Source organism: Sphingomonas naasensis, from assembly GCF_004792695.1.
Classification (GTDB): domain Bacteria; phylum Pseudomonadota; class Alphaproteobacteria; order Sphingomonadales; family Sphingomonadaceae; genus Sphingomonas; species Sphingomonas naasensis.
The window spans coordinates 458,701-483,097 of record NZ_SRXU01000001.1 but is presented as its reverse complement, the minus strand read 5'-3'; the positions used below and the strand labels follow the sequence as shown (position 1 = coordinate 483,097).

Here is a 24,397-nt window from a genome sequence, read left to right as displayed (position 1 = left end):
CTTTGCAACATTGCATTTGCGTCGCCGCGCATGCCCTGTGCAGAAGGCGCCACCGCTGGAGACCCCAATGTCGTCGACGATCGAGGAACTGGAGCGCCGCCGCGCCGCGGCTCGCCTTGGCGGCGGGCAGAAGCGGATCGACGCGCAGCATGCCAAGGGCAAGCTGACCGCGCGCGAGCGGGTCGAGGTGTTGCTCGACCAGGAGTCGTTCGAGGAGCTCGACATGTATGTCGAGCATAATTGCGTCGATTTCGGCATGGAGCAGCAGATCGTCCCCGGCGACGGCGTCGTCACCGGATCGGGCACGATCAACGGCCGGCTCGTCTTCGTGTTCAGCCAGGACTTCACCGTGTTCGGCGGCTCGCTCTCCGAGCGCCACGCGCAGAAGATCTGCAAGATCATGGACATGGCGATGAAGGTCGGCGCGCCCGTGATCGGCCTCAACGACAGCGGCGGCGCGCGCATCCAGGAAGGCGTCGCGAGCCTCGGCGGCTATGCCGAAGTGTTTCAGCGCAATGTGCTGGCGAGCGGCGTCGTGCCCCAGCTCAGCCTGATCATGGGCCCCTGCGCAGGCGGGGCCGTCTATTCTCCCGCGATGACCGACTTCATCTTCATGGTGAAGGATTCATCGTACATGTTCGTCACCGGCCCGGATGTAGTGAAGACCGTTACCAACGAGATCGTCACGCAGGAGGAACTGGGTGGAGCGGTGACGCATACCACGAAGTCGGGGGTCGCCGATGTGGCCTTCGATAACGATATCGAGGCGCTGCTCGCGGCCCGCGACTTCGTGGACTTCCTGCCCGCGTCCAATCGGGAAAGCGTTCCCGAGCGGCCGTGCGACGATCCATGGGACCGCGTCGAGCCCAGCCTCGACACGCTGATCCCGCCCAGCGCCAACCAGCCCTATGACATGCACGAGCTGATCCGGAAGACGCTTGACGAGGGCGAGTTCTTCGAGCTCCAGCCCAGCCATGCCGGCAACATCCTGATCGGCTTCGGCCGCATCGAGGGGCGCACCGTGGGCGTGGTCGCCAACCAGCCGATGGTGCTGGCGGGGGTGCTCGACATCAACTCGTCGAAGAAAGCCGCGCGCTTCGTCCGCTTCTGCGACGCGTTCGAGATCCCGATCGTGACCTTTGTCGACGTGCCGGGTTTCCTGCCCGGCGTCGGGCAGGAGCATTCGGGGATCATCAAGCACGGCGCCAAATTGCTCTATGCCTATGCCGAGGCGACCGTGCCCAAGATCACCGTGATCACCCGGAAAGCCTATGGCGGCGCCTATGACGTGATGGCCTCCAAGCATCTCCGCGGCGACCTGAACTACGCCTGGCCCACCGCCGAGATCGCCGTGATGGGGGCCAAGGGCGCGGTCGAGATCATCTTCCGCGGCAAGACCCCCGAGGAGATCGCCGAGCGCACCGCCGAATATGAGGCGCGCTTCGCCAATCCGTTCGTCGCCGCGAGTAAGGGCTTCATCGACGAGGTGATCATGCCGCATTCGACGCGACGGCGGGTGGCGCTGGGGCTCCGGAAACTGCGCAACAAGCAGCTCGAGAACCCGTGGAAGAAGCATGACAATATTCCGTTGTGAGATGGCAATATGTCTCCTGATCTTATTTCCGCGCTGATCGGTTTTGGAGGCGCTATTCTTGGTGGCGTTGTCCAATCGGCTTTTGGCTGGCGGCAAGCTCACACTCAGTTCTTGCGTGACTCAAGGGCGCGAGATTACGCCCTGTTTGCAGAGTCATTGGCCGCGATGTCTCAGGCTTCGACGGGAACGCCTGAACGAGCGAATGCGATCAAATTAAGCATCGAGGCTAAGGCAAAGATTATTCTTAATGGTTCACCCGCGGTCGTTCGAGCTTTGGCGGAACATTCGCGCCACGCTGTGCTTGGTTCAGAGGAGTCGTATAAGGATTTCTGTGTCTTGGTAGCCGCAATGCGTGAAGATCTGGGTGGGCTTAAGGGTAGTGAACTTGAACCGATGACGCGAGCCATTTTGTTTGAAACGAAAGCCATCGGTCGATGAAACTCGGCCGTCTCAACCATGTCGGCGTCGCGACGCCTTCGATCGAAGCATCGATCGCCTTCTACCGCGACACGATGGGCGCGGAGGTGATACGCGCGCCGTTCGACTTGCCGGCGCAGGGGGTGAAGGTGTGCTTCATCGACACCCCCAACACCCAGATCGAGCTGATCGAACCGCTCGGCGAAAGCTCGCCAATCCATGGCTTCCTCGCCAAGAACCCGGCGGGCGGGCAGCATCATCTCTGCTACGAGGTGCCCGACATTCACGAAGCGAAAGCGTGGTTCGAGGCGAAAGGGGCGAGGGTGCTCGGCGAACCGCGGATCGGCGCGCACGGGACAATGATCTTCTTCGTCCATCCGCGCGACATGGGCGGCGTGCTCACCGAGATCATGGAGACGCCGAAGGATGGGCATTGAGGCCGAACCGATCCGGATCGCCGCCGCGCTGATCCTCGACGCCGCGGGGCGCACGCTGATGGTGCGCAAGCGCGGCACCGAGGCGCTGATCCAGCCCGGCGGCAAGATCGAGCCCGGCGAGGCGCCCGAGGCGGCGCTCGCGCGCGAGCTGCGCGAGGAACTGGGCTGCGTGGTCGTGGAGGCGGTGTTCGTTGGAGCGTTCGCCGCCCCGGCGGTGCACGAACCCGGCCGCCGCGTCGAAGCCATGCTGTTCCGCGTCGAAATCGATGGCGTGCCCGCAGCCGGTGAGGAGATCGACGCGTTGTTCTGGCTGAGCGCCGCCGAGGCCGAGGCGCGGCAGCTCGCGCCGCTATCGCGCACACATGTGCTGCCGCTGGTCAAGGCAGCCGCCGAAAGGATCAAGGACGCCGCATGAGCTTCGAGCATATCCTTACCGAGCGCCGCGGCGACGTGCTGGCGATCACGCTTAACCGGCCCGAGCGGCTCAATGCCGCGCCGCCGGCGATGTTCGACGAGATCGGAGCGGCGGTCGGCGCTCTCGACGGCGCGCGCGCGGTGCTGCTGCTCGGGGCGGGCAGGGCGTTCTGCTCGGGCGCCGATGTCGGCAGCGGTGCGCTTTCGGCAGGCGATCCCGGCGCCGCGACGCATGCCGCGCTGACCGAGCATTACAATCCCGCGCTGCTCGCCATCGCCGGGCTTTCGGTACCGGTGATCAGCGGCGTGCGCGGGCCTGCCGCGGGAATCGGCTGCAGCCTCGCGCTCGCCGCCGATTTCTGCATCGCCGCGAGCAATGCCTATTTCCTCCAGGCCTTCGTCAATATCGGCCTCGTCCCCGATGGTGGCGCGAGCTGGATGCTGCCGCGGATCGTCGGCCGCGCCCGCGCGCTCGAGATGATGATGCTCGGCGAGAAGATCCATGCCGACAAGGCGCGTGACTGGGGCATGGTGTATGAAGTCGTCCACGAGGATGTGGTCGACAGCGAGGCGTGGCGGCTGGCCGAGCGGCTCGCTTCGGGGCCGACGGTGGCGCTGGGGATGATCCGCCGCCAGCTGCACGCGGCGCTCGACGGCGGCTATGCCGACGCGATGGCGCGCGAGGCGGACAACCAGCGCGCGGCGCGCGGGACGGCGGACTCGATGGAGGGCGGCATGGCCTTCCTCAGCAAGCGCAAGCCGGAGTTCAAGGGCAAGTGATGGGTAGCGTACATATCTCCTTCTCCCCTTGTGGGAGAAGGAAGGGGCCCGCGAGCGAAGCGAGTGGGAAGGATGAGGGGGAGGTGGTCAAAACTCCCCCTCACCCTTCTTCCGCCGACTTCGTCGGCTCCCTCCCCTTCCCACAAGGGGAGAGGAAGATATGAGCGATCTCGACGCTTGGGCGGCTCTCGCCGCGAAGGAAGTGAAGGACGCCGATCTCACCTGGCACACGCCCGAGGGGATCGCGGTCAAACCGCTCTACACCGCGGCCGACGCGCCCGATCCCGGGCTGCCGGGCTTCGCGCCGTTCACCCGCGGGGTGAAGGCGACGATGTATGCCGGGCGCCCGTGGACGATCCGGCAATATGCCGGCTTCTCGACCGCCGAGGAATCGAACGCCTTTTATCGCCGTAACCTCGCCGCCGGGCAGAAAGGCCTGTCGATCGCCTTCGATCTTGCCACGCATCGCGGCTATGACAGCGATCATCCGCGCGTCACCGGCGATGTCGGCAAGGCGGGCGTGGCGATCGACACGCTCGCCGACATGCAGATCCTGTTCGACGGCATCCCGCTCGACCAGATGTCGGTCAGCATGACGATGAACGGCGCGGTGCTGCCGTGCCTCGCTTTCTACATCGTCGCTGCCGAGGAACAGGGCGTCCGGCAGGACCAGCTCACCGGGACCATCCAGAACGACATCCTCAAGGAGTTCATGGTCCGCAACACGTACATCTATCCGCCCGAGCCCTCGATGCGGATCGTCGCGGACATCATCGCCTACACCGCCGAGCATATGCCGCGGTTCAATTCGATCTCGATCTCGGGCTATCACATGCACGAGGCAGGGGCGACGGCGGTGCAGGAGCTGGCGTTCACGCTCGCCGACGGCATGGCCTATGTCCGCTCGGCGCAGGCGCGCGGGCTGAGCATCGACGAGTTCGCCGGGCGGCTGTCGTTCTTCTTCGGCATCGGCATGAACTTCTTCATGGAAGTCGCCAAGCTGCGAGCGGCGCGGATGCTGTGGAGCCGCATCATCGCCGGTTTCGGCGGATCGCCCCGCTCGCAGATGCTGCGCACCCATTGCCAGACCTCGGGCGTGTCGCTCACCGAGCAGGACCCGTACAACAACGTCATCCGCACCACGATCGAGGCGATGGCCGCCACCTTCGGCGGCACCCAGTCGCTCCACACCAACAGCCTCGACGAGGCAGTGGCGCTGCCCACCGATTTCTCCGCCCGGATCGCGCGCAACACCCAGCTCATCCTGCAGGAAGAGACGGGGATGACGCATGTCGTCGATCCGCTCGGTGGCAGTTTCTATGTCGAGGCGCTGACCAACGAACTGGCCGAAAAGGCCTGGGCGCTGATCGAGGAAGTCGAGGCGCTGGGCGGGATGACTCATGCGGTCGAGAGCGGCATGCCCAAGGAGCATATCGAGCGCGCCGCCGCCGCGCGCCAGGCCCGCGTCGACCGCGCCGAGGACGTCATCGTCGGGGTGAACAAATATCCGAACCCCAACGATGCGCCGATCGATATCCTCGAGATCGACAATACCCGCGTCCGGGCGGACCAGATCAAGCGCCTCGCGAAAACCCGTGCCGAACGCGATCCGGCAAAGGCCGAGGAAGCGCTCGGCAATCTCCGTCGTGGCGCGCAGGGCAGCGAGAATCTGCTCGCGCTCTGCGTCGAGGCGGCGCGGGCGCGCTGCACGCTCGGCGAGATGTCGGCGGCGATGGAAGTGGCGTTCGGGCGGCACGCGGTGGGGGTGACTCCGATCAAGGGGGTCTATGGCCCGGCGCATGCCGAGGACAAGGGCTGGCTGCGCGCCGAGGAAGGGGTCGCCGCGTTCGAGCGCCGTCACGGCCGCAAGCCGCGCGTGCTCGTCGCCAAGATGGGGCAGGACGGGCATGATCGCGGCGCCAATGTCGTCGCCAGCGCCTTTGCCGATCTCGGCTTCGAGGTGGTGTCGGGCCCGTTGTTCCAGACGCCGGCGGAGACCTGCGCGCTGGCGATCGAGAAGCAAGTCGATGTGGTCGGTGCTTCGAGCCTCGCCGCGGGGCACAAGACGCTGATCCCCGAGCTGGTCGATGCGCTCAAGGAAGCGGGGCGGGCCGATATCAAGGTCGTCGCGGGCGGGGTGATCCCGCCGCAGGATTATGAATTCCTCCGCGCGCATGGCGTGCAGGCGATCTTCGGCCCCGGCACCAACCTTGTCAGCGCGGCTTCGGAAGTGCTCAAGCTGCTCGGGCATAATCTGCCCCCGATCGACGAGGCTGCCGAATGACCGAAGACGAGCCAGCGCCCGAACGGGAGGATGTGGTGCCGTTCGGCCGCGCCTATGATTATTTCAAGCACCTGACCGGGATCTCGCTGGTGTCGATCGGCGGCGTGTTCGCCTTCATGGATGGCACGGGCGCTAAATTCGATCCGCGCCGCGTGGTCATCGTACTCATCGCGATCGGCGTGGCGGGGGTGATCAGCCTGCTGATGGCGGGCCACCTCGTTTCGCTCGAAGTGAAGCCCATGCTTCATGACAAGGTGACGCGGCAGGTGCGCTACGGCCTGATCGCGGCGACCTTCTTCCTCGCGATCGGGCTCGGCTCGTTCATTCAAACCTTTGCATCGGCGATACTCAAATGACCCGTACCGACTGGACCCGCGACGAGATCGCCGCATTGTTCGATCTTCCCTTCACCGAGCTCGTGTTCCGTGCCGCTGAGGTTCACCGAGCCAATCACGCGGCCAATGAAGTCCAGCTTTCGACGCTGCTTTCGATCAAGACCGGCGGCTGCCCCGAGGATTGCGGCTATTGCAACCAGTCGGTGCATGCCGAGACCGGGCTCAAGGCGACCAAATTGATGGACGTCCGCGCGGTGCTGCAGGCGGCGGCGCAGGCGAAGGACAATGGCTCGTCGCGCTTCTGCATGGGCGCGGCGTGGCGCAACCCCAAGGACCGCGACATGCCCGCCATCGTCGAGATGGTGCAGGGCGTGCGCCAGATGGGGATGGAGACCTGTATGACGCTGGGAATGCTCAGCGAGAAGCAGGCGGGCATGCTCGCCGATGCCGGGCTCGATTACTACAACCACAATATCGATACCTCGCCCGAGCGCTATGGCGAGGTGATCACCACGCGCAGCTTCGAGGAGCGGCTCGATACGCTCGAGCATGTCCGCGAGGCGGGGATCAACGTGTGCTGCGGCGGGATCGTCGGGATGGGCGAGACCCGCGCCGACCGGGTCGGCTTCATCCACGCGCTGGCGACGCTGCCACGGCATCCCGAGAGCGTACCGGTGAATGCTTTGGTGCCGGTGAAGGGTACGGTGCTCGGCGACATGCTGGCGGATACGCCGCTCGCCAAGATCGACGATATCGAATTCGTCCGCACGATCGCGGTGGCGCGGATCACGATGCCGGAGTCGATGGTGCGGCTGTCGGCTGGGCGCGAGAGCATGAGCGATTCGACCCAGGCGCTATGCTTCCTGGCCGGCGCCAATTCGATCTTCACCGGCGACAAGCTGCTCACCGCGGGTAACGCCGGCGACGACAAGGACGCGGCGCTGTTCGCAAGGCTGGGCGTCAAGCCGATGCAGGCGGAGATAAAGGTGGAGCTGGAGGCGGCCGAGTGAAGAGCGGCCTGATCAAGCGGGTCTTCTCACTGACCGCGCTCGCGGCACTCTGCATCGCTTTCGAGCGGACTGTCCGGTATTGGCGCGATTTGGCAGCCTCTAATTGCGGCCTCGCGGAGGCAGGCGGAAACTGCCGCAGTCTGCAAGAGTATCGTGAAAACGGACTGATGATCTTCTTTGCCGCAGCGGTACTCATTTTGGCTGTGCTTATCCTCCTTCCAAATTCAAAATCGGCGGGAAAATAATGTTCAAGAAGATCCTGGTCGCCAATCGGGGCGAGATCGCCTGCCGGGTGATGCGCACCGCCAAGAAGATGGGGATCGCCACCGTCGCGGTCTATTCGGACGCGGATGCGCGCGCGCCGCATGTGCTGATCGCCGACGAGGCCGTGCGGCTCGGGCCGGCACCGGCGGCGGAGAGCTATCTCAAGGCCGAGCTGATCCTGCTCGCGGCGAAGGAGACCGGGGCGGACTGCATCCATCCGGGCTACGGCTTCCTGTCCGAGCGCGAAAGCTTCGCGCGCGCCTGTGCCGAGGCGGGGATCGCGTTCGTCGGCCCGCCGCCGAACGCGATCGCGGCGATGGGCGACAAGATCGAGTCCAAGAAACTCGCCAAGGCGGCGGGCGTCAACGTCGTTCCCGGCTTTGTCGGCGAGATCGACGATACCGAGCATGCCGTGCGGATCGCCACCGAGATCGGCTATCCGGTGATGATGAAGGCCTCGGCCGGCGGCGGCGGCAAGGGGATGCGGCTGGCCTATAGCGAGCAGGACGTCCGTGAGGGCTTCGAGGCGACCAAGCGCGAGGGGCTGGCGAGCTTCGGCGACGACCGCGTGTTCATCGAGAAGTTCATCGAGAGCCCGCGGCACATCGAGATTCAGGTGCTCGGCGACCAGCACGGCAACATCCTCTATCTCAACGAGCGCGAATGCTCGATCCAGCGGCGCCACCAGAAGGTGGTCGAAGAGGCGCCGTCGCCGTTCGTCACGCCGACGATGCGCAAGGCGATGGGCGAGCAGGCGGTCGCGCTGGCGCGGGCGGTCGGCTATTATTCGGCGGGCACGGTCGAGCTGATCGTCAGCGGCGCCGACACCACCGGCGAAGGCTTCTACTTCCTCGAGATGAACACCCGGCTGCAGGTGGAGCATCCGGTGACCGAGGAGATCACGGGGCTCGATCTGGTCGAGCAGATGATCCGGGTGGCGGCGGGCGAGAAGCTGGGCTTCACGCAGGCGGACGTGAAGATCAACGGCTGGTCGATCGAGAACCGGGTCTATGCCGAGGATCCCTATCGCGGCTTCCTGCCCTCCACCGGGCGGCTGGTGCGCTATCGCCCGCCGCGTGCGCAGGCAGATGGTGGCCCACAGACTTTCCTGCGAGTCTATAGCGAAGGCTATCCCGACGAACTGCGCGCGCATGCCGACGTGCTGACCCCCGAGGCGCTATCCGAAGGCGTACGTGTCGATGACGGCGTGAGCGAAGGCAGCGAGATATCGATGTTCTACGACCCGATGATCGCCAAGCTGGTCACCTGGGCCGAGACGCGCGAGAAGGCGATCGACAAGCAGATCGCGGCACTCGACCGGTTCCGGATCGAAGGCATCGGCCACAATATCGATTTCCTCTCGGCGATCATGCAGCATCCGCGTTTCCGCGAAGGGGGGCTGACCACCGGCTTCATCGCAGAGGAGTATCCCGAGGGCTTCCATGGGGCGCCGGCGTCGCCCGAGCTACTGCGCAAGCTTGCCGGGGTGGCGGGCGTTATCGCGGACATCCGGCGCCAGAAGACCCATGCGATCTCCGGCCAGCTTGCCGGCGCCCCCGTGGCCCATGGTAACTGGACGGTGTTGATCGACGGGGAGCGTTTCGAGATCGTGGTCTCGGGTCACTGGAGCCATGATAGCGGCAGCTATCACGTCCTGTATAATGCGGAAAACGCGCCGGAGAGCGCTGAAATCATCGTCAGCTGGGAACCGGGCTCGCCCCTGTTCGAGGCGATGATCGACGGCGAACCCCTCACCGTGGGCGTATCTCGCACCGGCGTGAACTGGCGCCTGACCACGCACGGCGCCACGCACGTCGCCAAGGCCTATGACACGCGGACCGGCGAGCTGGCGAAGCACATGATCGAGAAGATCCCGCCCGACATGAGCCGCTTCCTGCTCGCGCCGATGCCGGGGCTGCTCACCCGGCTCCATGTCGCGCCCGGCGACAAGGTCGAGGCGGGGCAGCCGCTCGCGGTAGTCGAGGCGATGAAGATGGAGAACATCCTGCGCGCCGAGCGGGCAGGGGTGGTCAAGGCCGCCAATTTCGCGCCCGGCGAGAGCCTCGCCGTCGACGCGGCAATCCTCGAGTTCGAATAGGCCATTGTGCTCCGGCGAAGGCCGGAGCGCTGGAGAACGGGCGGTTCGCTGGCGGCCAGCGCTCCGGCCTTCGCCGGAGCACGGGTAGTTATACCAGTCCGCGGCCTTCGATTCGTATCACCGGGACGAAATCGTCGGGGCCACCCCGCGGCAGTGTGACCGTCAGGCCTGCCTCCCCGCGTTCGAACGCCACGTGTCCGCCGCCCACCAGCGTCACGCGCTCTATCGTCGCATCGGGCAGCGCCGCCTTGCCCAGCGAGACGATCGTCACGGGGTGCTCCGGCCATTCCAGCAGCGCGGCGTAGAGCGCGCCCTTGCGCGTGGTGAAACGGACATCGTCGGCGGTGAACTCGGTCTTGCCCTCGTTGAAGCCTCCGCCGACGACCTTGGTCGGGCCTTCGCCATAGGTCCGCCACGGCCGCGAGCCGAAGATCGCCGCGTCGCCGTTACGCCGCATCCAGCGCGTGATGCCGGCGAGAATCTTCTCCTCCTCGCTATCGATCGTGCCGTCGCCGCGCACCGGTATCGAGAGCAGCAGATTGCCGTTCTTCGAGACGATATCGCACAGGCGCTGGATGACCCTGGCCGCCGGCACATAGGATTTCTGCTCGTAGCGCGCGCGATTATAGTGCCAGTCCCCGATGCAGGTGCAGGTCTGCCATGGCTCCTCGCGCAACCGGTCGCTGACCCCGCGCTCGACATCCTCGACGAGCGCGGTGCGCTGATAGGGCGTGAGCAGCTTGGCGGTGGCGACGACCTCGATCCGGCCGTCACGGGCGATGCTCTGGCGATAATAATGCGCCAGCGCCGCGATGCCGACGCTGCCGAAGGGCAATCCCGAATCGTCGAAATAGACCATGTCGGGGCGGTATTTCTCGACGAGGTCCTGCTGGCGGAGCAGCCATTTGGCGACGTGATGCGGGTTCTCGGGCGGGGCGAACTCCATCCAGCGGCCGCTATGGACGTCGTGCCAGTCGCGCATCGCCTGTGCGCTCGCGATCCCGTCGGGGGGCACCATCGCGGGACCGGTATAGAGTTCCTGCGGATCGAGCCCGTCCCACCAGGTGCCGGCACCGTCGGCTTTGGTCAGCCTGAACGCATCGTAGCGCTCGCCGGCGCGCGGGCCCTCGGCGTCATAGCCATAGGCGGTCTGCCACCAGTGCCAGGCGTGCGCGCTGTGATTGGAGACGGCGAAGCGCAGCCCGTGCGCGCGTGCGACCTTCTCCCATGTCCCGATGATGTCGCGCTTCGGGCCGACGCGCACCGTGTTCCAGGCGTGATGCCTGCTGTCGAACGTGTCGAGATTGTCGTGATGATTGGCGAGTGCCATGAAATAGCGTGCGCCCGCGGCCTTGTAGAGCCCGATCAGATGTTCGGGGTCCCAATTCTCGGCCTTCCACGCATTCTCGATCTCGAGGAACCCCCGGTCCGCCGGGTGGCCATAGTGCTTGAGATGATGCTCGTAGAAAGGATTGCCCTGGATATACATCTGGCGGCCGTACCAGTCGCCGAACTCGGGCACGCATTGCGCGCTCCAGTGCGCCCAGATGCCGAACTTGGCGTCGCGGAACCAGTCGGGCACGCGGAAGGCGCCTGCGAGGCTGGACCAATCGGGGGCAAGTTCCGCGGCGGCGGGCGAAGCCAGTGCGGCAGCGGTTCCGCCCGCGAAGCTACCGAGCGCCTGCCGTCGCGTAACCCGCATATCCCCGCCTTTTCGCTTATGAAAATTTTTTCAGGAATGCTAGCCAAACCCGCCGCGGCTGACAAGCTGCCGCGACTGTCCCAAAATTTCGTGCGATGCCGGCGAGACGCTGTTTCTTACCGCATATTTTGATGTAAAACGCTCATTAAGTATCCGGAATAGCATGCGTTCCTCGCAGGCGTTCCTGCAGGAGTCGGAGCGTATCTATGGGGGTCAGACGGGGCATCGAGCCCGTCCGTTATTCCACGGCAAGCATTCCTCCCGCCGAACGTCATGAAACATGGTCGAGCCGCGGCTTTCCGAGCATCGCCGGCCTGTTCGACTCGACGCCGATCGGACCTTTCTCCACTTCGGCGGAGAATATCGCGCTTGACGGGATCATCGTTTCCTATTCGCACGGGACGGCGCGGCAGCTCCAGCGGACGGCGGAGCGGATCGCTTCGGACGGCATCGACATCCTCGGCGTGGGGGTGATGCTCGAAGGCGAGATGCGTGGCACCGCGCGCAGCCGCGAATTCGCGCTGCGCGACGGCGAGATCCTGTTGTTCGATCTCACCCAGCCGGTGACGATGACGATGTCGATCGCCCGTTCGATCCAGTTGGCGATTCCGCGCGCGCTCGCCGAATCGCAGCTCGGCGCGGTCGCCGCGCTGCACGGTGTCGTGATCGGACGCGACGAGGCTTCGCTGCTCCACGCGCATCTGGTGAAGCTCAGCGAGAGCCTGCAGCTGATCGCTGCCGAGGATGCGCCGCGGCTCGCCCGGACGTTGCTCGATCTGCTGGTGGTCGCGGTCCATGCGGCGACCGGCGCCGAGGACGGGACGCCCCCGCCGCCCCGCGGCGCCGCGGCGCGCGCCCGCGAGGAAGTTCGCGCGAATCTCGAATCGCCCTCGCTCAGCGTCGCCAATCTCTGCCGCCGGCTGAAAGTGTCGCGAAGCACGCTCCACCGGCTGTTCGAGAAGGAAGGCGGCGTCCAGACCTATATCCGCAACACGCGGCTCGATGCCGCGCGGCAGGCGCTGCTCGATCCGGGCAACGAAGAGCGCATCGGCGGGATCGCCGATCGGCTCGGCTTCAGCGACGCGGCGCATTTCAGCCGGCTGTTCCGGGCGCGCTTCGGGCAGACGCCGAGCCAGTGCCGCGCGCAGCGCGGGCCGGGCGGCTAGGCCGGGACTCATGGAAAGCAGCTGTCAGCAAATGCCCCGCTGGCCGAAAATTTCGACGGACGACCGCAATACTGAAAGCTGAACCGATCCTGGATCGTCGTCGCTGTTGCGATGGCGGACGGAAGCGCGCTCATCCGTCTCCCGGTCAAGCGAGATAAAACATGAGCAGGACAAAGCATTGCCATAGTACGAGAATCGAAAAGCATATCGAAGCCGCACGAAAATACCTGAAGGATGGAGCCAGCCATAGCGCGGCCAGAATCGTTAGAGAACCAAGCGTGGTAACTGCCGACAATATAGGAACGAGTGCGATCGCCAATCCGAATAGCAATAGTGGCGCGTTGCGAATATTTAAAAAACGTGTATTGGTGGCGACGGATTTTACATTATCCAGATTCATGAAGTTATGAGGAGGTGGTGAGCCGAACGTCCAAGGGTCTATCCAAATCGTTAAAAGGTACAACGAAGTCGCCAAACAGGCGAGGCCCGTTATGAAGACCGCCAGACTTCGTGGCTCTCGCATCGTCTTCCCTTGCTTTCAGCGCGCCATCCCAAATGGATAGTGGCAGCATTTCACGACGGGTACAATTCGCGGGACGGACGACGAGCGCCCGCTTTCGACAAGCCTCCGGTCGGTTCCGTACGGTCGAAAGCCGAGTGCAGACGGCCATATGGGCATACAGCTGCCCGACTGGCAGCAAGCGTCCATTTGCTCATGAAAAGCCTACGGCAGCTAACCACCCGATGTCGGCTGCTCAGCCATTGCTCGCATAAAGGCCGTTTATCGGCTCACGACCTAGAACAGCAAAGTCACGGCATAGAAGCCGGCGCCGACCAGCGCCGAGGCGGGGATGGTGATCACCCATGCCGTCACCACGCTGCGCGCCACGCCCCAGCGGACCGCAGAGGCGCGCCGTGCCGTTCCGGCGCCGATGATCGAACCGGTGATCGTGTGCGTGGTGGAGACCGGGATGCCGAGCGCCGAAGCCGCAAAGAGCACGATCGAGCCCGCCAGCGAGGCGCTGAATCCCTGGTGCTGCGATAGCTTGGTGATCCGCGACCCCATCGTTTCGATGATCTTCCAGCCGCCGGTCATCGTGCCGAGCGCGATCGCGATGTAGCAGCTGATCGCCACCCAGTGCGGCACGTGGAACTCGCCGGTCAGGTTGCCGGTCGAGTAGAGCAGCACGGTGATGATGCCCATCGTCTTCTGCGCGTCGTTGAGGCCGTGGCTCAGCGAATAGGCGGCGGAGGAGATGAGATGCAGGCTGCGGAAGCTCCGCTCGGCGGTGCGCGCGGTGGCGCGGCGCAGCAGCCACGAGCTGACCAGCATCACCAGCATCGCGAGGAACATGCCCAGCGTCGGCGAGAGCACGATCGCGAGCAGCGTCTTGTTGAGCCCGCCCCAATGGATGCCGGTGAGCCCGGCATGCGCGACGCCCGCGCCGATCAGCCCGCCGACCAGCGCATGGCTGCTCGACGAGGGGATGCCCTTCATCCAGGTCAGGACGTTCCAGAACATCGCGCCGCCCAGCGCGCCGAAGATGACGGCAGGCGTGACGACATCCTTGTCGACCAGCCCCTTGCCGATGGTCTCCGCGACGGCATGGAGCGAGGGGATGGCGATGGTGAGGAAATAGGCGGCAAAGTTGAACACCGCCGCGAACACCACGGCCTGGACCGGTGAGAGCAGGCGCGTCGCGACCACCGTAGCGATAGAATTGGCCGCGTCGTGCAGGCCGTTGAGAAAATCGAACGCCAGCGCGACGGCGATCAGGCCGACCAGCAGGGGAAAGGCGAGTTCGTGCATGGTCCGGCGATCAGGCGTGATCGATCACGATGCCGTCGATCTCGTTCGCGACGTCCTCGAACGCGTCCACGATCCGCTCGAGATGCTTGTAGACCTCGCGATCGACGACGAACCGGAGCGTATCGCTTGCGCCGAATTCCTTGAAGCTGCGCTTGAGCCCGGCGGCATGGATCTCGTCGGCATGCCCTTCCATGCGGACGAGCCGCTCGGTGAGTTCGTGCAGACGCGCGGCGTTCTGCGCGACGCTGCGCAGCAGCGGCATCGCCTCGGCGGTGACGCGCGCGGCATCGACGATGATCGCCGCCATGTCCTTCATCTCGGGCGCGAAGCTCTCGACCTCGTAGAGCGCGATTGCGTTCGCGGTCGCCTGCATCTCGTCGATCGAATCGTCGAGCGCGCCGATCAGGCTGGTGATCGCGCCGCGATCGAACGGCGTGAGGAACGTCTTGCGCACCGTCTGGAGCACTTCGCGCGTGATCGTGTCGGCATCGTGCTCGCGCTCGATGACCTCGCGGACATGCTCCTTGCTCGCCGGGCCGCCCTCGAGCAGCCGCGCCAGCGCGTCCGCGCCTGCCGTCACGGTCGTGGCGTGCGCCTCGAACAATTCGAAGAAATTGCCCGTGCGGGGCAACAGGCGCTGAAACCAGGCGAACATCGGACCTAACCTCGATTTTTCAGCGACGGCATTGAGCATGCCGATGCGCTGGGTTGCAGCCTTGAACTCGGACGCGCCGAACGAGCGGATCAGATCGCGCAGGTCGGGTTCCTCGACGGCGTCCGCCGCCTCGGCCAGCGTGAACCAGCGGCGCTCGCGCTCCGGCTGTTCCTTCCAGCTGGAAAGCTCGCGGGTGACCGCGAGCGGGAAGACGTCGACGTCCATCATCAGCGACGCGCCGCTGCCGCGCAGCTTGCGATAGCGGTACGAGCCGAGCGGGGTCGGGCAGACTGGCCCGAGCACGCCGGCTTCCTCCTCGGCTTCCTGCGCCGCGGCGACATGGGGGGCGCTGCCCGACATCGGATTGCCCTTGGGCACCACCCACCGGCCCGAGCCGCGCGAGGTGATCAGCAGGATCCGCACCGCCGCATCCGCCGCCGCGCCGTCGGTGCGATAGGGAAGGGCAGCGATCTGGCGAATGACGGGTTCCTGCGCGGTGGGTTCAAAGCGAAGCGGTCGCCATGGCGGGGACTGACCGCCAATTCAAGCGCATTGGCAGGTTCGCCGGTGTCGAAGCGGGTAAAGTAGCGGTGGGGAGCGCCTAGCAGGCGGCGAACGCGCTATCGGCGGCGAGCTGGCGCGGGGGCTGCCACTCCTCTTCGGCGGCGTGCACGGCGATCTGGGGGCTCCGCGCGCGGATATAGGCACCGATCGCGCCGCGGCGCCGGATCTGGAGCTTCTCGAGAATATTGTGGATGTGATTCTTCACCGTGGCGGGGCCGATGCGCAGCTCGAGCGCGATCTCCTTGTTGGACAGGCCTTCCGACGCGAGCGCGGCGATCTCGCGTTCGCGGCGCGTGAGCGCCGGCGGGGCCTGCACCGGCGTTCCCGAAAGCGCGGCGACCCGACGGCACAGCATCGCCACCAGCTGGGGCGGGCAACCGACCTCGCCGGCCATCGCCTGCTCGATCGCCTGTTCGAGCTCGGCGAGCGTGCCGTCGCGGCCGACGAAGCCGATCAGCCCCGCCTCGGCGCAGGCCACGCTCGTCGCGGCGCTGCCGATGCCGAAGCCGACCACCGGCAGTTCGGGGCGCAACGCGCGCAATCGGCGGGCGACGATCAACGCTTCGGGGATCGACGCATCGAGCAGGATCGCATCGACGGCGAGCGATTCGAGTCTTCCGATCGCTTCGGTGCCGCTCAGCGCGGCGACGATCGCCATGCGCCCGAGCTGCGCGAGCCCGCGCGCGACACCTTCGCGGTAGAGCAGGACATCGCTCACCACGAGAACGCGAATCGAGTCGGCGGCACAGCGGGCCTTGGCTTGGCTCATGACCATCGTTCAAAAACTCCGAACGCGCGAGAACCGATGCTGCGAGCAAGGCACGAGAATCATTAGACTATACCCCCGCCCGCAAGTAACGAACCGGTAAAAGTTAAATTATCTTGGGCCCGAGGCCGCCTTTTCGCCAATTGCATCGCGTGCATTGCGCGGCGGTGGCAGGAACCTATCACGGCTTTGGCTTTTACGTAAAGGGCGCACGCGATCCGCTGGCCGGCCTGATCGTCTCCGGATCGAGTGGTGGGGGCGACCCTGGACCAAAGGATCTAGACCCTTTGGTCCAGCTCGCTTGAAATTGCAGGATTGTCCGTTCTCAACTTCGGCCTGCTACTACACCAACGTTTCTGGAAACGGTCCGGATCCTCATCCGGGCCATTTTGCCGCCCGTCCGGGTGATGGGCGCAAACCGCTCTCCGCGGCACCTTCGCAATGTTCCGCTTCGGAGGAGGGGAAGATTGCGATTCGCATTCAGCTCGGCCCGATGCCCACGATGCTCAGCGAGATCGTGGTGCAGATGCTAGGCGATCGCGACGCGATGATCGCCGGACCAAGCGCGCCCGGTATCGACCCGCTCACCGCGGCGCGCGAATCGGATGCCCAGCTGCTCGTGGTCCAGTCCGCCCCCGATCACGACACGATCGGCCAGATCTTCGCCTTGCCCGACCTCGCGATCCTGATGATTTCCGAGGACGGCCGCCAGGGCCGGCTGGTGAGCTTCGCGCAGCAGCCGGTGACGCTCGACAGCGTTTCGATGGCGGCGCTCGCGCACCATGTCGCGGGGCATGCCTGATGGCCAATTATCGCGCCATCGCCGCCGCCAGCGCGACGCTGCTCGGGCTGCTGCGCGATCGCTTCCCCGCCGGGGATTTCGGCGGGCCGCTTAGTGTCGAGCTCTATCAGGCCAAGGACTTCGTCAGCCCGATGAAGGAGGGGTTGGCGATCTGCCTGTGGCGCGTCGCGCCCAACATCTCGCGCCGCGCGCTCGGCCCCCGCACCGATATCCACGGCCGGCGCTTCAAGCCGTCGCTCCCGATCGATCTGTTCTATCTGCTCGTGCCCTTCGCCGACGATGCCGAGCGCCAGCAACGCCTGCTCGGCTGGATGCTGCGCGCGATGCACGAGCTGGGGCCGCTGGTCGCCAGCCAGCTCAACCATTTCCTCGCCGAGAGCGACATCTTCGCCGAGGCGGAATCGCTCGACATGGTCAACGATCCGCTGTCGATCGCCGACCAGCTGACCCTGTGGGACCGCATCAAGCACATGCCGCCCTCGGCGACCTATGCGATGCGCATGCTGCTGCTCGACAGCGACGAGCGGCTCGACGAATACCCGATCGTCACCGAGCGCGAGCTCGACATGGGCGTGCTCCAGTGACCGCGGTGCGCATCCTCGAGCGGCTCGTCCGCCCGGCGCCGATCGGCATTCGCTTCCGCGATCTCGCCACCGGCGGGTTCGTCGGCGACGGGCTGCGCGTGACGGTCAGCTCGGTACGCAATCCGGCGCGGCGCGCGACGCTCGAGGTCAACGGCAGCGCCGTATGGTATGCCCATCGCTTTCCGGGCTTCACCGACGAGGCGTTGAGCGCCGCCGATTGGGAAACGCTGCAGCAGCCCTGCCTGATCGAGGTCGATGACCCGTCGGGACGCTTCCTGCCGCTTCGGGTGGTGCTCGATCTGCCGCATCGTGGACTGATCGACTGGCCCGGCTGGGGTGATCTGCCGCAGGACCTGCTGGCGCCTCTCGCCGACGACCAGAGCCCGCCCGCGATCTTGCCGGATGCCCTGCCGCTGTTCTCCGCCGCCGGCCGCACCGCCCCGATCCCGCTCGCCGAAGTGCGCTGCCAGCTGCTGCGCGACGATGGCGGGCCCGCGGCATGGGCTCTGCTCACGGCGTCGCACGCCGGCACGGTCCGCGCGATCGGGCAGGCCGATGCCGAGGGCAGGGCGGTGCTGTTCTTCGCCTATCCCGAGCGGCCGCGCCCGTCGCTCGCCACCTCGCCGCCGGCGATCACCGATTTCCGCTGGTCGATCGAGCTGGCCGCGTGGTGGAACGGGCTCGATCCCGCCCGGCCGCCGGCACTCGCCGAGCTGATGGCGCAGCTCGATCACCCGCGCACCTTGTTCGCGTCAACCGTTTCGCCGCCCGAGCCGCTGCCCTCGCAGCTGCTCAGCTTCGGACGCAGCCTCGTGCTGCGCACCGACTCCACTCCCGATGGCCCGTCCTCCTCTCTCCTCATGGCGGCGTCATGAAACACCAAGGAGAACCCTGATGCCCGAATATCTCGCGCCTGGCGTGTTCGTGGAGGAAGTCTCCTTCCGCGCGAAATCGATCGAAGGCGTTTCCACCACCACCACCGGCTTTGTCGGCGCGACGCGCTATGGCCCGCTCGACATCGAGCCCGAGATCGTCACCAGCCTCGTCGAGTTCGAGCGTGCTTATGGTGGTAAGTCGAAGCTCAATTTCTCGGACGGCGGCGAGACCGACAATTACATGTGGAACGCGGTCCGCGCCTTTTTCGAGGAAGGTGGAAAGCGCTGCTACATCGCCCGCGCCTTCACGCCGTCCTCGGACACGGCCTGGGACGGCTATGCCGCCGCCGACACCGCCGAGGTCAGCGACCCATCGCCGCCGGACCAGCTCGACTTCGCCGTCCGCGCGCGCTTCCCCGGCCAGGCCGGCAATGGCCGCGTCACCTTCACCCTCGCGCTCGGCCAGAACCGGCTCGCGCGCAATCCGGACGACACCGTATCGCTCAAGGGTACCGCGAACCGCGATGTCGTCTGGGTCGGCGGGACGGTCAACGGCTTCCGGCTGCTGCTCTGGGACGAGCTCAATCGCGTGTGGAAGCTCGGCGACGGCGACGATGACCTCGATACCGCTGCGGAGCTCGCGCCGCTGTTCCCGGCGCCGAGCGATCCGGCCGATGACAATCTCGACGTGCGCGTGGTGACGGTGTCGGTGACGGTCGAGCCGCTCACCAACGACCTGCCTACTTTCGTCGCCGCCGAGCTTCCCCTCGATCCGCTCCACGAGCGCGGCGGCGCCCCGGACTCGCTTTTCGCCTATTTCGCCGAGACCCCGGCGAGCCTGTCGCGGGCACGGACGATCCCGATCGTGATCGGCGCTTACGCCAATAACGGCCTCGACGTGCTCGACGACCTGCGCGACCTGCACGATCTCGACGTGCTGACCTCGCCCCCCGCGCAGCTCGATACGCTGCTGCTCGATCCCGAGAGCAGCAACGCATCGCGCAGCGTCGTCGTCCGGCTGACCGGCGGCAATGACGGCGCGATCCCGCTCCCCGTCGCCTATGCCGGCGAGACCAACGCCACCACCAATCGCTCGAGCGGGCTGGTCGCGTTCGAGGCGCTCGAGGACATCTCGATCGTCGCCGCGCCGGGCGGGATGGTGACCGAGACCCCGCGCTCGCGGGCGATCGTCGCCAATCTGATCGGCCATGCCGAGCGGATGAAATACCGCATCGCGGTGGTCGACAGCGCCAAGGGCCAGACGATCTCCGAGGTGCGGGCGCTCCGCGCGCTCTACGACAGCAGCCACGCCGCATTCTACTATCCCTGGGTGCGGATCCTCGATCCGCTCACCGGCCAGGAGAATCACTATCCGCCGTCGGGCTTCGTCGCCGGCATCTATGCCCGCAACGACATCAATCGCGCGGTCTACAAGGCGCCGGCGAACGAAGTCGTCAGCCTCGCCATCGGTTTCGAGGCGATGCTCAACAAGGCGCATCAGGAAGTGCTCAACCCCGAGGGGGTGAATTGCTTCCGCTTCTTCGAGGGGCGCGGGATGCGGCTCTGGGGCGCGCGGACCATGTCGAGCGATCCCGAGTGGAAATACGTCAATCTCAGGCGCTATTTCGCCTATCTCGAACGCTCGGTCGACAAGGGCACGCAATGGGCGGTGTTCGAGCCCAATGGCGAGCGGCTCTGGGCCAACGTCCGATCGACGATCCAGGAGTTCCTGCTCAACGAATGGCAGAACGGCGCGCTGCTCGGCGACAAGCCCGAGAAAGCCTTCTTCGTGAAGTGCGACCGCTCGACCATGTCGCAAAACGACCTCGATAACGGCCGGCTGGTCTGCCTGGTCGGGGTCGCGCCGCTTCGTCCCGCCGAATTCGTCATCTTCCGCATCGGCCAGTGGACGGCCGACCGCAAGATCTGAGGAGACTCATCATGGCCGTCCTGCGTGATCGCCCGTACGTCCAGTTCAACTTCCTCGTCGATATCGGCGACGGCAATACCGAGGGGCCGGCCGCCGGTTTCCAGGAGCTGTCCGGCATCGGCATGGAAGTGACCGTCTCGGAATACCGGACGGGCAATTCCAAGGAAAACTCGGTGATGAAGATCACCGGCATGAACAAGTCGACCGACGTCACGATGAAGCGTGGCGTGATCGGGTCGCTCAATCTCTACCAATGGCTCGACGACATCCGGAACGGCAACCAGAACGCCCTCCGCACCGTCAAGGTAACGCTCCAGAACGAGGACCACACCGCCGCGGTGGTGACGTGGAAGCTGCTGCGCGCCCGCATCATCAAATCGACCATGGGGCCCTTCAACGCGAAGGGCACCGACGTCGCGATGGAGGAGATGGTGCTCGCCTACGAACGGCTCGAGATGGAGTAACGCCTTGTACCCGCGTCGCCTCCTTCCCGGCATCGCCGTAGCCGTTCCGCCGCCCGCGTTTCCCGACGCGCTGCCGCGGATGGACGTGGCGCTGTTCGTCGGCTTCGCCGAACGCGGCCCCACGCATCGCCCGGTCGCGGTCGACAGCGTCGAGGCCTATGCGGCGGTGTTCGGGGGCGATGTGGTGCTCGCGCACGGCGCGAAGCCGGTCACCGCAGCGCTGGCGCCCTCGGTACGCGGCTTCTTCTCGAACGGCGGCACGCGTGCCTGGGTGATCCGGGTCGCGCGGACCGAGGCGCTCGAGCGGCGCTGGCGCGGCGCGGGCTATGCGCCCGGCGACGTCGCGGTGGCGCGGACCTTCACGCTCGGCGCCATTCCGGGCGCCCGCGTCAGGGCGAGCAGCGTCGGTAGCTGGGCCGACGATGTCCGTGTCTCGGCCCGGGTCGAGCGCGGCGCCGGGGGGCTGCGGCTGATGCTCCGCGCCGAGCGCGGCGGGGTGGGGGTGGTCAGCGGGCCCTTCGGCATCGCCCCCGACGATCCCGATAGCTGGTGGAACGTCCCCGACGACGACGGCTTTTATGCCGATCCGCAATCGGTCGCGGGGCCGCGCGGATGGCTCGCGCCGCTGGGACCGCCCACGGCGTGGAACCTCGCCGGCCTGACCGACTTCTGGTCCGAGCCGGTCGGTGCCGACGAGGAGACGCGCACTCCGCTCGAACGCGACGGCTTGTCGCGCTTCGACGCCGAGCTGTTCCTAGATCCGGCGCTGGCGACATCGACGATCGCGTCGCTGGGCGACACGGCGGCGCGGATGCGCGACATCGACGGCGTCCCGCTGCTCGGGCTCCACGGCGCCTTCGCGGTGCCCGGCGGCGCCGATTTCGCCGAGCCGAGCATGATCGTGGTGCCCGATGCGGTCCAGCCGGGCTGGGCGCCGCGCGTTCCCGAAAAGCTGACCCCACCGGTCAATCTGCAGGGCGAGATCCCGCCACGCTGGCGCGATCATCTCGGCTCGTGCGCGGTGCCCGATCCGGTGCCCAGTATGGGCCGGCCGGATCCGACGCGCTTCCTCGACTGCGGCACGCGGCTGCTCGCCACGCCGGTGTTTGCCGAAATCGCCAGCCCGCAGCCGGCCGGGACGGTCCAGCTCGGCTGGTCGGAGTCCGAGCCCGGCGCGACCTATGTCCTCGAGGAATCGGGCCGCGCCGATTTCGCCGGCGCCGAGGAGATCTGGCGCGGCGAGACGCGCACCCACGCCGTCCAGATCGCGCGCGAAGGCTCCTATTATTATCGCGTCCACGCCGAGCGCGACGGCAATATCAGCATGGCCTCGGTCACCGGCTTCCTCGTCCAGGACAGTGCCTGGGAAGCAGTCTCCGAAGCGCATTACGATCCCGAGCCGCTGCTCGAGGTCCGGCTGGCGCTGCTCCGCACCTGCGCGGCGATCGGCGATCAGTTCGCCTTGCTCTCGCTGCCGCGCCACTATGGCACGGAAGACGCGGCGACGCATGTCGACACGCTCGCCGCGCGGCTGCCGCAGAACGAGATACGCGCCCTGAGTCATGGCGCGCTCTACCATCCGTGGATCGCCGCGCCGATCGGCAGCACGATCGACCCGGACTGGCTCGTCGTGCCGCCCGAGGGCACGGTGGCGGGCAGCTTCGCGCGTCGGGCGCGGCAGCGCGGCGCGTGGCTGGCGCCCGCCAACATTCCGCTCGAGGACATGGTCGCGCTGTCGCCGGTGGTGCGCGATCGCGATCGCGAGGATTTCGCGCGCGCCCGCGTCAATCTGATGCGCAATGCCCCGATCGGCTTCGTCGCGACCGACGCGATGACGCTGTCGCGCGAATATGATTGGGGCGAGATCAATGTCCGCCGGCTGATGAGCCTGTTGCGCCGCGTCTGCGTGCGCCGCGGCGCACCTTTCGTGTTCGAGCCCAATGGCGACACCACCCGCCGCGCGATCGAGCGCAGCTTCGGACACATGCTCGACGACATGGTCAGCCGCGGCGCCTTTGCCGGCGAGGGCAAGGGCGACAGCTACCGGCTCAGCGTCGATGCCAGCGAGAGCGACCGCATGAACGGGCGGCTGGTGATCGAGATCGCGGTCGCCCCCGCGCAGCCGCTGCGTTTCCTGACGCTCGTCCTCGCCCAGGCCGGCGAGCGCTTCACCGTTGCGGAGGAGCGCTGACATGCCCGACGAAAAGCCGCGGCCCTGGCCCTTCATGGCCTTCAATTTCGCGGTCGAGATCATGCGGGCCGGCGAGGGCAAGCCGCTCGTCGAGGCCGCCTTCTCGGACTGCGACGGGCTCGAGATGACGATGGACGTCAAGACCATCAAGGAAGGCGGCGCCAACAACCGCGCGATCCGCGTCAATGGCGCAGTGGCCTATTCGAACCTCACGCTCAAGCGCGGCATGACCGAGAATTTCGACCTTTGGAAATGGTTCGAGGATTCGGTCGCCGATCCGCGGCTGCGGGCCGATGCCGAGGTGGTGATCCTCGGCCCTGACGCGAGCGAGCGCGCACGCTTCCAGCTCTCGCGCTGCGTGCCGATCAAGATGAAGGCGCCGACGCTCAGTTCGACGGGCTCCGCCGTGGCGATCGAGGAACTCCAGATCGCCTATGAGACGCTCAAATTCGTGCCCGGAAAGGCCGCGGCATGACCGAGCTCGCCAAAGCCCAGCTGATCCAGCTCGACGACGACTTCAAGAAGGAGAAGCCGGGCGGCGAGAAGGTCAGCGTCCAGTTCAATCCCGAGACGCTGAAGGTCACCTTCGCCAACCAGCTGGTCCAGCCGCAGGGCGGCGATCAGGCGGCGGGCAATACCGGGCGGCAATTCGTCGGCGCGGGCACGACCAAACTCGCGCTGACCCTCTGGTTCGACGTCACCGCGATGACCGAGGATGCGGTCGACGACGTCCGGCGCCTCACCCAGAAGGTGATCTTCTTCATGACGCCGACTCCGGACAAGGCCGACGCGAAGAAGATGGTGCCGCCGGCGACGCGGTTCGTCTGGGGATCGTTCCTGTTCGACGGGATCGTCGAAGGGCTCGAGGAGAGCCTCGAATTCTTCGGGACTGACGGCAAGCCGCTGCGCGCGCAGGTGTCGCTGACGATCGGCCAGCAGAAGATCCTGACCTCGGAGTTCAAGGGCGACGGCAAGGTGCCGTCGTCGCCCGGCCAGAAGCCGATGTCGCAGGCCAAGCAGGGCGACACCGCGCAGAGCATGGCGGCCAAGAACGGCCAGTCCGACTGGAAGGGCATGGCCGCCGCGAACGGCATCGAGGACCCGCTGCGGCTGTCGCCGGGGCAGCTGATCGACGTGCGCGCCGGCGCGGGCGCGGGGATCGGCTTCTCGGCCGGGGCCAACATCCAGCCACCGTCGATCACGCCGCCGAAATTCTCGGCGAGCGCGTCGGTCAAGATCAATTGAGGAGCGGGCA

At 66.3% G+C, this 24,397-nt stretch carries 23 protein-coding genes; 19 read left to right on the top strand and 4 right to left on the bottom strand.

The annotated features are described in order from the left end of the window. Positions 1-67 precede the first annotated feature (67 nt). From E5A74_RS02360 to E5A74_RS02315, 10 genes are all read left to right on the top strand, one after another. Complete coding sequence (locus tag E5A74_RS02360; protein ID WP_135982453.1) at positions 68-1,594, top strand: acyl-CoA carboxylase subunit beta; 1,527 nt, start codon at positions 68-70, stop codon at positions 1,592-1,594. 9 nt (positions 1,595-1,603) lie between these two features. Beyond that, the gene (locus tag E5A74_RS02355; RefSeq protein WP_135982451.1) at positions 1,604-2,032 is read left to right on the top strand and encodes a hypothetical protein; all 429 of its coding nucleotides are present in this window, start codon (positions 1,604-1,606) and stop codon (positions 2,030-2,032) included. Next, complete coding sequence (mce, locus tag E5A74_RS02350) at positions 2,029-2,448, top strand: methylmalonyl-CoA epimerase (RefSeq protein ID WP_135982449.1); 420 nt, start codon at positions 2,029-2,031, stop codon at positions 2,446-2,448. Before E5A74_RS02355 ends, mce begins: the two co-directional genes overlap by 4 nt. Continuing rightward, positions 2,438-2,863 carry an NUDIX hydrolase gene (locus tag E5A74_RS02345; RefSeq protein ID WP_135982447.1) on the top strand — a complete coding sequence of 142 codons (426 nt, stop codon included), beginning with the start codon at positions 2,438-2,440 and terminating at the stop codon, positions 2,861-2,863. The genes mce and E5A74_RS02345 overlap by 11 nt, the downstream gene beginning before the upstream one ends. Next, entirely contained in the window at positions 2,860-3,642 is a 783-nt protein-coding gene (locus E5A74_RS02340) for an enoyl-CoA hydratase-related protein (RefSeq protein ID WP_135982445.1), read from the top strand. The genes E5A74_RS02345 and E5A74_RS02340 overlap by 4 nt, the downstream gene beginning before the upstream one ends. Positions 3,643-3,802: 160 nt before the next feature. After that, positions 3,803-5,926: a methylmalonyl-CoA mutase gene (gene scpA, locus E5A74_RS02335; protein ID WP_135982442.1), complete on the top strand. Its 2,124-nt coding sequence runs from the start codon at positions 3,803-3,805 to the stop codon at positions 5,924-5,926. Continuing rightward, positions 5,923-6,282 (top strand): hypothetical protein, encoded by a 360-nt coding sequence (locus E5A74_RS02330; RefSeq protein ID WP_135982440.1) that lies wholly within the window; start codon positions 5,923-5,925, stop codon positions 6,280-6,282. Before scpA ends, E5A74_RS02330 begins: the two co-directional genes overlap by 4 nt. Next, positions 6,279-7,271, top strand: a complete 993-nt coding sequence (gene bioB / locus E5A74_RS02325) for a biotin synthase BioB (protein WP_135982438.1) — start codon at positions 6,279-6,281, stop codon at positions 7,269-7,271. Before E5A74_RS02330 ends, bioB begins: the two co-directional genes overlap by 4 nt. Further along, positions 7,268-7,516, top strand: a complete 249-nt coding sequence (locus tag E5A74_RS02320) for a hypothetical protein (protein WP_135982436.1) — start codon at positions 7,268-7,270, stop codon at positions 7,514-7,516. Before bioB ends, E5A74_RS02320 begins: the two co-directional genes overlap by 4 nt. Further along, positions 7,516-9,633 carry an acetyl-CoA carboxylase biotin carboxylase subunit gene (locus E5A74_RS02315; RefSeq protein WP_135982434.1) on the top strand — a complete coding sequence of 706 codons (2,118 nt, stop codon included), beginning with the start codon at positions 7,516-7,518 and terminating at the stop codon, positions 9,631-9,633. Before E5A74_RS02320 ends, E5A74_RS02315 begins: the two co-directional genes overlap by 1 nt. Before the next feature lie 88 nt (positions 9,634-9,721). Here E5A74_RS02315 and E5A74_RS02310 read toward each other — a convergent pair whose 3' ends face one another. Then, on the bottom strand, positions 9,722-11,335 hold the full coding sequence (locus E5A74_RS02310) for an alpha-L-fucosidase (RefSeq protein WP_135982432.1): 1,614 nt from the start codon (positions 11,333-11,335) through the stop codon (positions 9,722-9,724). 206 nt (positions 11,336-11,541) lie between these two features. Between E5A74_RS02310 and E5A74_RS02305 the strand changes: the two genes are divergently transcribed. Beyond that, positions 11,542-12,501, top strand: coding sequence for a helix-turn-helix domain-containing protein (locus E5A74_RS02305; protein ID WP_135982430.1), 960 nt, complete (start codon positions 11,542-11,544; stop codon positions 12,499-12,501). 796 nt (positions 12,502-13,297) lie between these two features. On the opposite strand, the gene E5A74_RS02300 is transcribed toward E5A74_RS02305, so the two are convergent. The 3 genes from E5A74_RS02300 to E5A74_RS02290 form a co-directional block, all read right to left on the bottom strand. Beyond that, positions 13,298-14,311, bottom strand: coding sequence for an inorganic phosphate transporter (locus E5A74_RS02300; protein WP_135982428.1), 1,014 nt, complete (start codon positions 14,309-14,311; stop codon positions 13,298-13,300). A 10-nt stretch (positions 14,312-14,321) separates the two neighbouring features. Next, positions 14,322-15,446 (bottom strand): DUF47 family protein, encoded by a 1,125-nt coding sequence (locus E5A74_RS02295; RefSeq protein WP_240699658.1) that lies wholly within the window; start codon positions 15,444-15,446, stop codon positions 14,322-14,324. Positions 15,447-15,567: 121 nt separating this feature from the next. Continuing rightward, positions 15,568-16,299 carry a LuxR C-terminal-related transcriptional regulator gene (locus E5A74_RS02290; RefSeq protein ID WP_166745571.1) on the bottom strand — a complete coding sequence of 244 codons (732 nt, stop codon included), beginning with the start codon at positions 16,297-16,299 and terminating at the stop codon, positions 15,568-15,570. A gap of 490 nt (positions 16,300-16,789) precedes the next feature. Between E5A74_RS02290 and E5A74_RS02285 the strand changes: the two genes are divergently transcribed. Genes E5A74_RS02285 through E5A74_RS02250 form a run of 8 tightly spaced genes read left to right on the top strand, consistent with a single transcriptional unit; the run spans position 16,790 to position 24,387 of the window. Next, positions 16,790-17,098, top strand: a complete 309-nt coding sequence (locus E5A74_RS02285; protein ID WP_135982424.1) for a hypothetical protein — start codon at positions 16,790-16,792, stop codon at positions 17,096-17,098. Then, a complete protein-coding gene (locus E5A74_RS02280; protein ID WP_135982421.1) occupies positions 17,098-17,682 on the top strand; it encodes a Pvc16 family protein in 585 nt (194 codons plus the stop codon). The genes E5A74_RS02285 and E5A74_RS02280 overlap by 1 nt, the downstream gene beginning before the upstream one ends. Beyond that, positions 17,679-18,557 carry a hypothetical protein gene (locus E5A74_RS02275; RefSeq protein WP_135982419.1) on the top strand — a complete coding sequence of 293 codons (879 nt, stop codon included), beginning with the start codon at positions 17,679-17,681 and terminating at the stop codon, positions 18,555-18,557. The genes E5A74_RS02280 and E5A74_RS02275 overlap by 4 nt, the downstream gene beginning before the upstream one ends. A gap of 19 nt (positions 18,558-18,576) precedes the next feature. After that, the gene (locus E5A74_RS02270; protein ID WP_135982417.1) at positions 18,577-20,487 is read left to right on the top strand and encodes a phage tail sheath family protein; all 1,911 of its coding nucleotides are present in this window, start codon (positions 18,577-18,579) and stop codon (positions 20,485-20,487) included. Positions 20,488-20,498: 11 nt separating this feature from the next. Continuing rightward, positions 20,499-20,951 (top strand): phage tail protein, encoded by a 453-nt coding sequence (locus tag E5A74_RS02265; protein ID WP_135982415.1) that lies wholly within the window; start codon positions 20,499-20,501, stop codon positions 20,949-20,951. A gap of 4 nt (positions 20,952-20,955) precedes the next feature. After that, positions 20,956-23,142, top strand: coding sequence for a phage tail sheath C-terminal domain-containing protein (locus tag E5A74_RS02260; RefSeq protein ID WP_135982413.1), 2,187 nt, complete (start codon positions 20,956-20,958; stop codon positions 23,140-23,142). 1 nt (position 23,143) lies between these two features. Next, complete coding sequence (locus E5A74_RS02255; RefSeq protein ID WP_135982410.1) at positions 23,144-23,617, top strand: phage tail protein; 474 nt, start codon at positions 23,144-23,146, stop codon at positions 23,615-23,617. Continuing rightward, on the top strand, positions 23,614-24,387 hold the full coding sequence (locus E5A74_RS02250) for a CIS tube protein (protein WP_135982408.1): 774 nt from the start codon (positions 23,614-23,616) through the stop codon (positions 24,385-24,387). Before E5A74_RS02255 ends, E5A74_RS02250 begins: the two co-directional genes overlap by 4 nt. Positions 24,388-24,397: the final 10 nt, after the last annotated feature.

Excerpts from the sequence above, each read along its gene's own strand:
- E5A74_RS02360 (WP_135982453.1), top strand. The coding sequence starts at position 68 with ATGTCGTCGACGATCGAGGAACTGGAGCGCCGCCGCGCCGCGGCTCGC.
- E5A74_RS02355 (WP_135982451.1), top strand. The coding sequence starts at position 1,604 with ATGTCTCCTGATCTTATTTCCGCGCTGATCGGTTTTGGAGGCGCTATT.
- mce (WP_135982449.1), top strand. The coding sequence starts at position 2,029 with ATGAAACTCGGCCGTCTCAACCATGTCGGCGTCGCGACGCCTTCGATC.
- E5A74_RS02345 (WP_135982447.1), top strand. The coding sequence starts at position 2,438 with ATGGGCATTGAGGCCGAACCGATCCGGATCGCCGCCGCGCTGATCCTC.
- E5A74_RS02340 (WP_135982445.1), top strand. The coding sequence starts at position 2,860 with ATGAGCTTCGAGCATATCCTTACCGAGCGCCGCGGCGACGTGCTGGCG.
- scpA (WP_135982442.1), top strand. The coding sequence starts at position 3,803 with ATGAGCGATCTCGACGCTTGGGCGGCTCTCGCCGCGAAGGAAGTGAAG.
- E5A74_RS02330 (WP_135982440.1), top strand. The coding sequence starts at position 5,923 with ATGACCGAAGACGAGCCAGCGCCCGAACGGGAGGATGTGGTGCCGTTC.
- bioB (WP_135982438.1), top strand. The coding sequence starts at position 6,279 with ATGACCCGTACCGACTGGACCCGCGACGAGATCGCCGCATTGTTCGAT.
- E5A74_RS02315 (WP_135982434.1), top strand. The coding sequence starts at position 7,516 with ATGTTCAAGAAGATCCTGGTCGCCAATCGGGGCGAGATCGCCTGCCGG.
- E5A74_RS02310 (WP_135982432.1), bottom strand. The coding sequence starts at position 11,335 with ATGCGGGTTACGCGACGGCAGGCGCTCGGTAGCTTCGCGGGCGGAACC.
- E5A74_RS02305 (WP_135982430.1), top strand. The coding sequence starts at position 11,542 with ATGGGGGTCAGACGGGGCATCGAGCCCGTCCGTTATTCCACGGCAAGC.
- E5A74_RS02300 (WP_135982428.1), bottom strand. The coding sequence starts at position 14,311 with ATGCACGAACTCGCCTTTCCCCTGCTGGTCGGCCTGATCGCCGTCGCG.
- E5A74_RS02290 (WP_166745571.1), bottom strand. The coding sequence starts at position 16,299 with ATGAGCCAAGCCAAGGCCCGCTGTGCCGCCGACTCGATTCGCGTTCTC.
- E5A74_RS02285 (WP_135982424.1), top strand. The coding sequence starts at position 16,790 with ATGCCCACGATGCTCAGCGAGATCGTGGTGCAGATGCTAGGCGATCGC.
- E5A74_RS02280 (WP_135982421.1), top strand. The coding sequence starts at position 17,098 with ATGGCCAATTATCGCGCCATCGCCGCCGCCAGCGCGACGCTGCTCGGG.
- E5A74_RS02270 (WP_135982417.1), top strand. The coding sequence starts at position 18,577 with ATGCCCGAATATCTCGCGCCTGGCGTGTTCGTGGAGGAAGTCTCCTTC.
- E5A74_RS02265 (WP_135982415.1), top strand. The coding sequence starts at position 20,499 with ATGGCCGTCCTGCGTGATCGCCCGTACGTCCAGTTCAACTTCCTCGTC.
- E5A74_RS02255 (WP_135982410.1), top strand. The coding sequence starts at position 23,144 with ATGCCCGACGAAAAGCCGCGGCCCTGGCCCTTCATGGCCTTCAATTTC.
- E5A74_RS02250 (WP_135982408.1), top strand. The coding sequence starts at position 23,614 with ATGACCGAGCTCGCCAAAGCCCAGCTGATCCAGCTCGACGACGACTTC.